Source organism: Veillonellales bacterium (assembly GCA_039680175.1).
Taxonomy (GTDB): domain Bacteria; phylum Bacillota; class Negativicutes; order JAAYSF01; family JAAYSF01; genus JBDKTO01.
Genome location: JBDKTO010000074.1, coordinates 211092 through 223419 on the forward strand (window position 1 = coordinate 211092; position 12328 = coordinate 223419).

The window sequence follows — 12328 nt, forward strand, 5'->3', positions numbered from 1 at the left end:
TCGGTTTAAAAATAAGGAGAGGGGGAGTTTGTTATATGTCGGGGAGAATTGTATTGATTACCGGCGGCGCCCGGAGCGGTAAAAGCACATTTGCCGAACGGTATGCCGCCAGCCAGGGAAAAGCTATTTCCTATATTGCCACCGCACAAGTTTTGGATGATGAAATGCGCAACCGGGTCGCTCTGCACCGGCAGCGCCGTCCGGCTGCCTGGCAGACATATGAGGCTCCTTTTGCGGCGGACGAAGCGATGCTGCAGGCCGGAAAACATGCCGATGTGATTTTGTTTGACTGTCTGACGCTCTACATCAGCAATTTACTGTTGGCCGCGGAAGGTTTACCAACTGCCGCGGCAAGGTGTGAGCAAGTATTGTCCCAAATTGATCAATTGTCCGACAGTGCCTCTTCCTGCGGTGCTATGGTAATCATCGTAACGAATGAGGTTGGTATGGGAATCGTCCCGGATAATGCTTTAGCCCGGGAATATCGGGATATAGCGGGATGGGCTAATCAAAAAATTGCCTCCCGGGCTGATGAAGTATATTTAGTCATTAGCGGCCTGGCCGTTGAAATAAAGCAGCTGTCGACTAATGTTTCCAAGGAGGTTTAGTATGGCAAAGGCAATTATGCTGCAGGGTACCAGCTCTCATGTGGGGAAAAGTATTTTAACGACAGCCTTATGCCGGATCCTGTTTCAGGACGGCTATAAAGTGGTGCCCTTTAAGGCACAGAATATGGCCCTGAATTCTTATGTTACGAAAACGGGGGATGAAATGGGACGGGCACAGGTAGCTCAGGCGGAAGCGGCCGGGTTGGATCCTGTGGTGGAAATGAATCCGGTACTGCTAAAGCCGACAGGAAATTCTTGTTCCCAAGTTGTTCTGATGGGAAAGCCGATTGGCAATATGTCCGCTAAAGAATATCACAATGGGTATAGTTTAAAAGCATTGCATACCGTGGAGCAATGCATACAAAAATTAGCGGCAGAATATGACGTCCTTGTCATCGAAGGTGCCGGCAGCCCGGCGGAAGTCAATTTAAAAGCAAATGATATTGTGAACATGCGGGTAGCAAAAATGACGCCAGCGCCCGTATTGTTAGTAGCCGATATTGACCGGGGCGGAGCCCTGGCCGCGATAGTGGGAACATTAGAGCTTCTGGATCCAGATGAACGTGAATTCGTGAAAGGCATTGTGATTAATAAATTTCGCGGCGATATTAACTTGCTGACTCCGGCTCTCCAATTTCTGGAGAAGAAAACCGGCAAACCAATTGTCGGTGTTGTACCCTATTTAGAAGATCTGGGAATTGATGATGAAGATTCCGTATCCTTGGATGATAAACAAACCATTGAAAAAAAGGACATTGAAGTCGTTGTCCTGCGGACGCCTAAAATTGCTAATTTTACTGATTTTGACGCCCTAGCCAATGAGCCGGATGTAACGGTTCGCTACATTCGCTCGGGAGAGCCGCTGGGACGACCGGATTTAATCCTTTTGCCCGGCAGTAAAAATACGACGGAAGACTTGCTGTATTTACGCCAGCATGGGTACGAGCAGGCGATTCTAAGCGCTGTGGCAGCCGGAATACCGCTTATCGGTATTTGCGGCGGCTATCAAATGCTAGGCAGAGAAATTCGCGATCCCCAGCATACGGAATCCAGTTTTGACCAAGTTGCGGGATTCGGACTCCTGGATATAATTACGACTTTTGTTGCCAAAAAGCTGACTCACCAGGTGAGGGTTGACTGTCAGAATCACGCTTTTTTAGGCATGCAGTTCTCCGCTGCGGATATGCAGGGTTATGAGATCCATATGGGACGGACGGATTTTATTCATCCGGTTCAGGCTGCTTTTCAAATTACCTGCCGTTCAGGCAGCCCGGTTAACTCCTTGGATGGAGTGATTCGTCCTGACGGATTAGTCATGGGAACCTATATTCATGGGATATTTGATAATGACCGCTATCGCCGCACCCTCATTGATGCTTTACGCAGCCGGAAAGGGTTGAAGCCGCTTGCGACGATAAACAATACACAAGCCCGTAAGCAAAACAGCTATAACCGTTTAGCGGAAACGGTGCGCCGGAGTTTGGATATGAAGCTGCTGTATCAGATTATAGGTATAGAATAATGGAACATTTTATGCCGGCCGCCGCTGTAATTTTAGATGGGATCATCGGTGATCCCCGTTCTAAATTTCATCCGGTCGTATTGATTGGAAAACTCATTGCTTTTCTTGAAAATATGCTTCTCCATGCCAATGATAGCCGTCACCAAAAGATTGCCGGCGGCGCTCTTTTGGTATTTTTGGTCTTAGCGGCAAGTTACAGTATTTCCTGGCTGTTTATAAAGCTGCTGTCTGCTTTGCAGCCGTCTGCCGCATTTTTCGGCGGCGCATTGCTGCTGAGTTTTACCATCAGCCCCCGTAGTCTGGCTGCGGCAGGCCGGGAAATTAAAAATTATCTGCTAAGCGGCAATTTAGCGCAGGCCCGCTGCAAAGTAGGCTGGATCGTCGGCCGGGACACAAAAGCGTTAAGTATCGGTGAAGTTACCCGGGCTACAGTTGAAACGATTGCCGAAAATATAGTGGATGGTGTTGTTTCGCCTTTATTCTATTTTATCATCGGCGGAGTGCCATTGGCTTTTTTATACCGAGCAGTCAATACGCTTGATTCTATGGTGGGCTACAGAAATGATAAATACCGGGATTTTGGCATGATAGCGGCAAGGGTTGACGACATCTTCAATTTCATTCCCGCAAGGCTGACGGCCATTCTCCTTGTTGCCGCTGCCTTTTTACTTCGTTACGATGCAAAAAGTGCTTTGCGTTCTATTGTCAGAGATGCGGGGAAACATCCCAGTCCCAACAGCGGGATGGCGGAAGCCGCTGTAGCCGGTGCCCTGGGGATTCAATTGGGAGGACTCAATTTTTATGGCGGTGTTCCTTCTCTGCGGGCGCATATGGGACAGCCCCGTAAAGAACTGGCACCTATACATATTAAACAGACGACTTATTTAATGTATGCGGCGACAGCACTGTTTTTAGCAGGGGCAATATGGATTTAAGTAGGGAGAAATGACAATGAAAGCTTTCATTACCGGCTTACAGTTTTTAACCCGGATTCGAATTGCCAATCAAACAGATTGGGCACCAGAGGAGTTTGGCCGCAGTGTGAAGTATTTTCCTCTTGTAGGCGGCGTCATCGGTTTGATTTTAGTGGCGGTTAATTATCTGCTGGATGTCTATTTACCCTTGCTGGGAGTCGCCATTCCGCCGCATGTATTCGCAACTATATTGGCGGCTATGCCAATTCTTCTTACCGGCGGCTTGCATTGCGACGGTTTTATGGATACAATGGATGGCATATTATCCGGTCGGCCTTCTGAGCGCATGCTGGAAATAATGAAAGACAGCCGGGTAGGTGCCAGCGGTGTTACCGCTTTTTTCCTTTTGTTTTTTTTCAAATGGTCTATTCTGATGGATATATCACCGTCGCTGCTGCCGCTAGCCCTTTTCACCATGCCGGTTTTAGCCCGGCTCGCCATGGTAATCGGAATCACTTGTTTCCCCTATGCCAGGCCGGAGGGAATGGGCAAAGCTTTCGCAAACTTTGCAAACCGGAAAACACTTTACTGGGCAATTTGTTTCACTGCAGTTCTCATTGTTCCTATAGGGATTCGAGCCATTATCAGTGCTGTTCCTGTGCTTTTATTGGCCTTGCTTTTTGCCCGTTATAGCAGCCGCTTGCTGGGAGGCTTAACCGGTGACGTTTACGGTGCAATTTCCGAGCTGGCTGAGGTATTGGTGCTGCTGACATTTTCATTCTAATTATATAATCCTAGATGGGCGCCCTTTTATAGTAAAACAGTAAACTGATACTGGAGAATTTTTGATGATGGTAAAAGTAAAAGCGCCGGGTTCCTGCGGTGAACTGGTTCAGGGAACGATAAAAGGCAATAATTTTTTAATTACTTGTCCAATTGATCTTTATTCCGAGGTTACAGTTTTAACTGACTTGCGGCAATTCGGTATTATCGGCAGCAAGCTGCGGCTGGCTATTGATAAAACCCTTCATTATTTACAGATTACTGACAACCAGTTGTCGATTGCGGTGAAATCAGACTTACCGTCAGGGAAAGGAATGGCTTCCAGCAGCGCCGATATTAGTGCCGCTTGTCAAGCCATTGCTCTGGGTGCAGGAAAATCGCTCACGCCGGATGAAATTGCCGATATTGCCTTATCAATTGAACCAACGGACGGCATCTTTTATCCGGGAATTATGCTGTTTGATCATATTCACGGGCAGCTTCGCCGCAGTCTGGGAAAACCGCCGGAAATTATGATTGCGGTTTTTGATGTGGGCGGTGAAGTGGATACTTTGTATTTCAACCGCCGTAATGATTTAATTCGGCTGAACCGGGAAAAAGAAGCGCAAGTGGAGCGCGCTTTGGAAATGGTAATTACCGGGCTGCGACAGAGAAATTCCGTACTGATCGGCCGGGGAGCCACTTTAAGTGCCATGGCAAATCAAAAAATATTATATAAGCCTTATTTGGAAAAGATGATTAAAATTAGTCAGCGCTTTGGCGCTCTTGGTGTGAATGCCGCCCATAGCGGAACTGTTCTCGGGATAATGTTTGATTCCCAGTCGCTGGCTGATCATTCAGAATGTATTGCAGCCGTGCAGGATGCTTGCCCTGATACTCGCTATATACGCACTGTAAAATTAATAGCGGGAGGTTTGGAAAAACAGGAAGGTGAATCGGATGAATGGAAAGCCTGCTTTTGAACATGGCGGGAATTTACATAAAGCTGTACGATTGAATTGTCTGGCATTTGATGAAGTGCTGGATTTCAGTGCCAATATTAATCCGTTAGGGTTACCGGCCAGCATAAAAAAAACATTGCAAGCCGAAGTTGATCATGTGATTCATTATCCGGATGCCGAGGCAAAAGCCTTAAAGGAAACGATTAGTCATTATTACGGTGTTAAAGAAGAATATATTACTGTCGGCAATGGCGCCGTGGAGATTTTATATGTTTTGTGCCATATGGTTAAACCGAAGCATGTTTTGATTCCGGTACCTGCCTTTAGCGAATATGAGCGTTCTGCCAGGTCGGCCGGAGCCGTTGTTCATTATTTTTATATGAAGGCGCAAAATGATTTTGTCCTTCCGGTGGATCAATTACTGCCGCAAATTGCCGCTGCGGATATTCTATTTTTAGGCAATCCGAATAATCCTACCGGAACTTTGCTGCTCAGGGAGGATATTGAATATCTTTTAAAAGCAGCGGCCGCCGATAATACGATGGTCGTAATTGATGAATCCTTTCTCGATTTCTTACCGGATGATCGCCCGTTTACCTGCCGCCAGCTTGTCAGCCGCTATGCCAATTTAATTGTGCTTCATTCTTTAACCAAATTTTACGCCATTCCCGGCCTGCGCCTGGGATTTTCACTGGCGCAGGCGAATCTTACACAGCTTTTTCATAGCGGCAAAGATCCCTGGAATGTCAATTTACTGGCCCAAGCCGCCGGTGTAACGGCATTACATGACAAAGAATATCAAACAGCCAGCAAAAGCTATATGTCAGAGGCTAAAACCGCTTTTTTCTCTCAGTTGCAGTCAATTCCTAATGTCCGGCCTTATCAGCCGGCGGTTAATTTTATTTTGGCAGATATTCGGAAAACCGGCATGACGGCAAAACAATTTTGTACACGGTTGACAAAATATCAGATTTTAATTCGCGACTGCAGCAACTACCCCGGTTTGTCTTCGGGGTATATCCGTTTCGCAGTAAAACAATCTGCCCAAAACGCCATATTATTACAGGCGCTAAGGGAAATTATAGAAGGTGGTAAACATGACTAGAGTTATCTTGGTACGTCATGGGCAAACTGTCTGGAACCTGGAAATGAAATATCAGGGACATGCCGATATCGCTCTAAGCGAAAAAGGGCTGCAGCAGGCAGAACTGGTGGCAAAGCGACTGGCAAATGAAAAAATTTCAGCGATTTATGCCAGCGATTTGAATCGCGCCTATAAAACAGCGGAGATTATCGCTGCGAAACATCAATTATCCGTTACTGCTATTCCCGAACTGCGGGAGATTAGTTTCGGCGAATGGGAAGGCTTGAATTATACGGGAATAACCAACGGCTGGCCTAAAATCATGGATGATTTATTTACTCATGCCGAGACTGTACGTATTCCTGGCGGCGAAACTTTTCCTGAAGTGAAAGAACGGGCTACGAAAGCCCTGCAAAAATTAGTAGGGCAGCATCCTGACGAAACGATTGCTGTAGTTTCTCACGGTGGCACCATTCGCACTATTCTCTGCGCTGCTTTAAATATTCCCTTGAATTATGTATGGAACATTAAGCAGGATAATACGGCTGTGAATATCGTTCAATACTATGACAAGAGAAGTATTGTTGAACTTGTTAATGACAGCCATCATCTTAATCTAACCGGCTCTGCCCAAAATAAATAATAGACGGTATTATTCAGTGTCATTTTTTATCTTTGTATGCATATACTGTAGGGTATTGCAAAAACAAAGCAAAGAAGGGAATGATATTTTGACGATAATCGAAATTTTGCTGTCCTTCGCAATCGTTGTATTGGCAGCACAACTTTTTATTTTACAGCGTCATTATGGCGAAAAATTGTCTGCGCAATCCGTAGTACTCAACTATCTAATTGATGTAGTCGCCGCTAAAAAAGTGGACCCAAAATCACTGCGGAAAATTAAACAGCAAGTTTTCGACAGCTCACAATAAACGTGGGCTTTTTTGTTATAGTTCAGCACACAGGCAGGATAAACTAGATTTATGTGTAATGCACCTAATAATAACATAACTATAGGAGTGAATGGATTGACCTGGCGACTAAAGGAAAAATTGCAAACAACATTAGCCGGTGAACAGGGAGCAAAAGTATATGCTCCAGGTTCGCGAGATGGGTTTGCATTGGTGTATCCTAATACATATCATGTAGGCATGTCGAATCTGGGGATGCACATTATTTATCAACAAATTAACGGCCGGGGAGATACTGCCTGCGAGCGGTTGTTTATGCCGGACAAAAAAACCGAACTGGAATATCGCCGGACGAATACGCCGCTAATGACAATTGAAACACAACGATCCCTCTACGAGTTTCCGCTGATCGGTTTTGCCGTGTCGTTTGAAATGGACTATTTCAACATTTTAAGTATCCTGTCTTTAGGCAAAGTTCCATTATTTGCTTCAGAGCGAACGGAGCAGGAGCCGCTTCTTATTGCCGGCGGTCCCTGCGCCACATTTAATCCCGAACCGTTAGCCGATTTTTTTGATATATTTATCCTCGGTGAAGGAGAAGAGGTCATTCATGAAATATTAGACAGCTACTACCGGTCACGGGCCAGGAACGCTTCACGGGAGCAAATTTTGCAAGACATGGCGGCCATTGAAGGCGTCTATGTTCCCCGCTTTTACCAACCGGTATACAGCCCTGAGGGAATTCTGACAGAAATACTGCAGCGGGGAGAAAAAGCCGGTAAATTAAATCGCCGCTGGATTAAAAACCTGGATCAGTACCCGGGTGAAACCGTTGTTTTAACCCATAAAACTGAATTCAAAGATATGTATCTGGTAGAGGTAGCCCGCGGCTGCGGCCGCCATTGCCGGTTTTGTATGGCGGGTTATTGCTTTCGGCGGCCCCGGATCCGCTCATTGGCGCTGATCAAAGAGGCTATTGGCCGGGCTAAGCAGTATCAAAAAAAAGTAGGTCTTATGGGCGCGGCCATTTCTGATTATCCTGATATCGATGAGCTTTGCCGCTTTATAGATCTCCAGGATATCGGACTGTCGGTTGCATCGTTGCGGGCTGATTCTTTGACGAAAGCCCTGGTCGCTGCTTTGGCAAACAGCGGACAGCGAACCATTACTTTAGCACCGGAAGCCGGCAGCGAAAAGCTGCGAAAAATAATTAATAAAGGAATTACCGAAGAACATTTATCTTCTTCAGTCAACCAGGCGATTGCCGCCGGGATTCCCCATATCCGGTTATATTTTATGATCGGACTTCCGTTTGAAACCGATGATGATATCAAAGCCATTATTGATTTGGCCGTTACTACGAAAAAGCAAATGGAACGGCTGGGAAGTAAAGGAAAACTTACCTTGAGCATCAATCCTTTTATTCCTAAACCCTTTACGCCGTTTCAGTGGCTGCCGATGTGCCGCAGCGATGTTGTGGAAGCCAGACTTCATTTGATTCAAACTACTTTAAAACCGCTGAAAAACGTCGAAGTTATAGCCGAATCGCTTAAAGAAGCGTATATTCAAGGCGTATTGGCCAGGGGGGATCGCCGCCTGGGCCGCGTTTTATTTTCTGCCCAGCAGCAGGGTGGCAGCAAGGCGTTTCACAAAGCAATGAAGAAATACCAGCTTTCGGAAAATGATTATCTCTATCGATGGGATGGCAGTACAGAGACAGTGTTGCCCTGGCAGCATTTATCCATGGGGTTTGATATGGATTATTTACGCCAAGAATTAATCAAGGCAAAAAATCAAAAATTTACTGCCCCTTGTGTATCAGGTTGTACACGCTGTGGCATTTGCAAAGTGGAGTGATTTCATGAAGCCTTTTTTATTACAGCATAGTGATAACGGCGTGTGGTACGGATTTTTTCCCCGTATAGCCGCGCTCAATATTAAACATGGCCTGTCCAGCCGCCTGGGAGGGCTCAGCGTATCACCTTATCATACGTTAAATTTGGGACTGCATACGGGCGATCAAGCGGAACAGGTAGTAGCTAATCGCCGCCTTTTTTGTCAGGCGCTAAACGTCGATCCTTTGAAAATCGTAACAGCCGAACAGGTACACGGTGAACATATTCATCGTGTCACTTTGCAGGACGCCGGACGGGGGGCCGAAGTTTATGAACAGGCGATTCCGGCAACCGATGCTTTAATAACCAATATACCCGGTCTGCCGTTACTGTTGTTTTTCGCTGACTGTGTGCCGGTGTTAATCGCTGATCCTGTACACCGCGCAGTTGCCATCAGCCATGCCGGCTGGAAAGGCACGGTAGCTAAAATTGCTCAGAAAACAATTATAGCCATGCAAACCCAATTTAATACTCAGCCGGCAGACTGTGTAATTGGCATTGCCCCTTCCATTGGCCCCTGCTGTTATCAAGTAGGCGAAAATGTAGTCAGCCAAGTTAAGCGGCAATTCCCCCAATGGACACAATTGCTCACTCAGTCCGAAGAAAATTATTATTTGAATTTATGGGAGGCCAATCGGGTTCAGTTGATGGAAATCGGTGTTCCTGCCGATAATATTGTTGTTAGTGATATTTGTACAGCCTGCAATTCTGAATTGTTTTATTCGTACCGGGCCGATCATGGCCGTACAGGCCGGATTGGAGCGATTATTACATTATAATTCCGGCAGTTTTATTTTTTAGCTGCCCAGTAATATATTTTTTCAGTAAAGTAAACAGGGCAAGAGGAAAATTATGTTTATCCGCGAATAGAAATAAAATGGGGGTGTTGCTATGTCTATCGCACACAATTATCAAGCAGTTTTACATAATGTTAGTGTCGCGCAAGCAAAACGAACCTGCGCACCCATTAATAATGCTGAGAATGTTAAAGTAGTGGCAGTGACAAAAAATCATGATGTACAAGCAATGCTTCAAGCCATTGATGCCGGGGTTATCGCTGTCGGCGAAAATCGAATCCAGGAGGCGCAGCAAAAGTTTCAGGCTATTTCTCCCGGCCGAGTTGAGCGGCATCTTATTGGGCATTTGCAGACCAATAAAGTACGTCAGGCTGTTTCCTTGTTTGATCTCATTCATTCGGTGGACAGTGAACGATTAGCCGTTGCGATGAACCGTATCGCTGAGAAACTTAGCAAGCGGCAGGATATTTTGCTTCAGGTCAATGTAGCGCAAGAGGATACGAAATTTGGCATTGCTGTTCATGAAGTGGCGGATCTCGCCGCATTTGTTACTAGCAGCCTGCCGTATCTGCGGTTATGCGGCTTGATGATTATTGCACCTTTTTTCCCCGATAAGGAATTGACTCGTCCAATTTTTCGCAAAGGCTATCAATTATTTCAAGAGTTATTAAGCCGTAATCTTCCTAGCAGTAAATTACAGTGGCTGTCTATGGGAATGAGCAATGATTATGAAATTGCGATTGAAGAAGGGGCGAATCTGATTCGGGTAGGAACCGGAATTTTTGGTGCGCGTCAATATTAAAAAGGGAGGACACATCATATGAAATTTATGGAAAAGGTCTGGGGGAGCCTGGGTTTGTTCGAACCAATCGAAGCAGATGAAGAACAAAAATCAAAGTTTGAAGAAATCGAAGCAAAGAGTAAAAAAAATACAACCAGCAATGTTGTAAATTTGCCGACTTCACAAAAGCAAATAAAAGTAATGGTAGTGGAACCATTTTCTTTTGATGATGCCCAGAATATTGCTGATTATTTAAAAAACCGTAAACCGGTTGTGGTGAATTTTGAAAATACGGAAAAAGATGTTGCGAAACGGATGATTGATTTTATTAGTGGAACCACCTATGCTTTAGGCGGGACCATCCAAAAAGTAGGCAATAATATTTTTTTATGCGCTCCCAATAATGTAGATGTTGCCTATAGTCCCCACGAAGAAGAAGTGGATAAAACTGTGCTGCCTTGGAATAATTAATGACGGAATTATAGGAGGAACTATGCTGCAAAATAAGAAAATTGGATTTATCGGCGGCGGAGCCATGGCGGAAGCTCTCCTTCGCGGAATATTGAAAGCAAAATTAGCGGCGCCGCAACAAATTATCCTTAGCGACATTATTGACAGCCGGCTAAAATATTTAACCGATACCTATTCGGTATCAACCACGACCAATAGCCGGGCAGTAGCGAAACAGGCCGATCTTTTATTCTTTACCGTAAAGCCCCAGGTCTTGGCTGACGTATTGGACACTGTAGCATCGGCAGTTTCTAAAGCCACCTTGGTGGTATCAATTGTTGCCGGCGCTACTTTGGCTACTTTGCAAGAGCAATTAGCGGAAGTGCCGATTATCCGTGTGATGCCCAATACTCCCGTTGCGGTTGGTGAGGGCATGGCGGCTTTGGCTTTAGGACAGTATGCCGATTCAGGTCAAGGGCAAATGGTTTCGGAAATTTTTGCTTCATCCGGCAAAGCCGTACTTGTAAATGAAAGCCTGATGGACGCCGTTACAGGTCTTTCCGGCAGTGGGCCGGGCTATGCTTTCGTCATGATAGACGCCCTTGCCGATGCCGGAGTTCAGGTTGGGCTGCCAAGGCAGACGGCCTTGACTTTAGCGGCACAAACTATGCTGGGTGCCGCTAAAATGGTGCTTGAAACCGGCGAGCACCCGGCAAAGCTTCGGGACATGGTAACTTCGCCCGGCGGGACGACCATTGCCGGTATTCATGTTCTTGAACAACGGGGAATTCGTGCTGCTTTGATTGATGCGGTGATTGCCGCTACCAATCGTTCCCTGGAGATGGGCCGGAAAAAATGAGTGAACGGGAAAAGATTCTGCGCTACTATCGGGCAAGCGGTGATGAGGCTAGTGCAGCCAAACTGCTTGACCTCGGCGAAAGTGCAATTCGTTATCGAAGATATAAGGTAAGTGATTTTCTTGATCCTTATCTGTATAGTATCGCGGAGACAATTACCGCCCATTATGATCAATTACAGCTATTGGCCGAGGGAGGCTATCATGGTGCCGAGCGGGTGAAAGCGGCTTTTATTGATCTGAATTTTCCCGGGAAAGTCGATTTTGCGATAGCTGCATTACGGATTGATTGGGATTCCCGTTATTACCAATTATCCCATCGGGATGTGCTGGGGGCTCTATTAGGCTTAGGACTGAAACGTGAAATCATCGGCGACTTGATCATGAATCAATCAGGCTGCCAAGTTATTTTGGATACAACAATGGCGGCCTTTGTTGTACAAAACCTGAGTACAGTCGGTTCAGCCCCGGTTTCAGTTACAACAATTGCCCTGGAAGAAATCGCAGCCCGGGAAGAGAAAATAAAGGAAATTAAAACAACGGTTGCTTCCCTGCGTCTGGATGTTGTTGCCGCTGCCGGGTTTGGTACCTCTCGCACGAAAATGGCGGATGAAATCATGGCTGACAAGGTTAAAGTCAACTGGCAAAGTATAAAAAACAGTTCGCAGCTGTTGAAGATCGGTGATGTAATCTCCATGCACGGGCGCGGCAGAGTAGAGGTCTGTGATGTATTGGGGCAGACAAAAAAAGGACGGACAAGCGTTTGTTTGAAACGCTTTATTTAAA

General features: G+C 45.9%; 14 protein-coding genes. All 14 read left to right on the forward strand.

The window, feature by feature from the left end:
• Positions 1-35: 35 nt before the first annotated feature.
• A complete protein-coding gene (gene cobU, locus ABFC84_12870; protein ID MEN6413629.1) occupies positions 36-608 on the forward strand; it encodes a bifunctional adenosylcobinamide kinase/adenosylcobinamide-phosphate guanylyltransferase in 573 nt (190 codons plus the stop codon).
• Position 609: 1 nt separating this feature from the next.
• Positions 610-2130 (forward strand): cobyric acid synthase, encoded by a 1521-nt coding sequence (locus ABFC84_12875; protein ID MEN6413630.1) that lies wholly within the window; start codon positions 610-612, stop codon positions 2128-2130.
• Positions 2130-3065: an adenosylcobinamide-phosphate synthase CbiB gene (gene cbiB, locus ABFC84_12880; protein MEN6413631.1), complete on the forward strand. Its 936-nt coding sequence runs from the start codon at positions 2130-2132 to the stop codon at positions 3063-3065. The genes ABFC84_12875 and cbiB overlap by 1 nt, the downstream gene beginning before the upstream one ends.
• Before the next feature lie 16 nt (positions 3066-3081).
• Positions 3082-3828: an adenosylcobinamide-GDP ribazoletransferase gene (gene cobS, locus ABFC84_12885; GenBank protein ID MEN6413632.1), complete on the forward strand. Its 747-nt coding sequence runs from the start codon at positions 3082-3084 to the stop codon at positions 3826-3828.
• A 64-nt stretch (positions 3829-3892) separates the two neighbouring features.
• Entirely contained in the window at positions 3893-4789 is an 897-nt protein-coding gene (locus ABFC84_12890; protein ID MEN6413633.1) for a GHMP kinase, read from the forward strand.
• The gene (cobD, locus tag ABFC84_12895) at positions 4767-5873 is read left to right on the forward strand and encodes a threonine-phosphate decarboxylase CobD (protein ID MEN6413634.1); all 1107 of its coding nucleotides are present in this window, start codon (positions 4767-4769) and stop codon (positions 5871-5873) included. Before ABFC84_12890 ends, cobD begins: the two co-directional genes overlap by 23 nt.
• Entirely contained in the window at positions 5866-6495 is a 630-nt protein-coding gene (gene cobC, locus ABFC84_12900; protein ID MEN6413635.1) for an alpha-ribazole phosphatase, read from the forward strand. Before cobD ends, cobC begins: the two co-directional genes overlap by 8 nt.
• 88 nt (positions 6496-6583) lie before the next feature.
• The gene (locus ABFC84_12905) at positions 6584-6784 is read left to right on the forward strand and encodes a hypothetical protein (protein ID MEN6413636.1); all 201 of its coding nucleotides are present in this window, start codon (positions 6584-6586) and stop codon (positions 6782-6784) included.
• Between the two features lie 96 nt (positions 6785-6880).
• Complete coding sequence (locus tag ABFC84_12910) at positions 6881-8620, forward strand: TIGR03960 family B12-binding radical SAM protein (protein ID MEN6413637.1); 1740 nt, start codon at positions 6881-6883, stop codon at positions 8618-8620.
• 4 nt (positions 8621-8624) lie between these two features.
• Positions 8625-9437 carry a peptidoglycan editing factor PgeF gene (pgeF, locus tag ABFC84_12915; protein MEN6413638.1) on the forward strand — a complete coding sequence of 271 codons (813 nt, stop codon included), beginning with the start codon at positions 8625-8627 and terminating at the stop codon, positions 9435-9437.
• 112 nt (positions 9438-9549) lie between these two features.
• Positions 9550-10257 carry a YggS family pyridoxal phosphate-dependent enzyme gene (locus ABFC84_12920; GenBank protein MEN6413639.1) on the forward strand — a complete coding sequence of 236 codons (708 nt, stop codon included), beginning with the start codon at positions 9550-9552 and terminating at the stop codon, positions 10255-10257.
• Positions 10258-10275: 18 nt separating this feature from the next.
• Positions 10276-10707, forward strand: coding sequence for a cell division protein SepF (locus ABFC84_12925; GenBank protein ID MEN6413640.1), 432 nt, complete (start codon positions 10276-10278; stop codon positions 10705-10707).
• Positions 10708-10729: 22 nt separating this feature from the next.
• The gene (proC, locus tag ABFC84_12930; protein ID MEN6413641.1) at positions 10730-11545 is read left to right on the forward strand and encodes a pyrroline-5-carboxylate reductase; all 816 of its coding nucleotides are present in this window, start codon (positions 10730-10732) and stop codon (positions 11543-11545) included.
• Positions 11542-12327, forward strand: a complete 786-nt coding sequence (locus tag ABFC84_12935; protein MEN6413642.1) for a YlmH/Sll1252 family protein — start codon at positions 11542-11544, stop codon at positions 12325-12327. Before proC ends, ABFC84_12935 begins: the two co-directional genes overlap by 4 nt.
• The last annotated feature ends 1 nt before the right edge of the window (position 12328 follow it).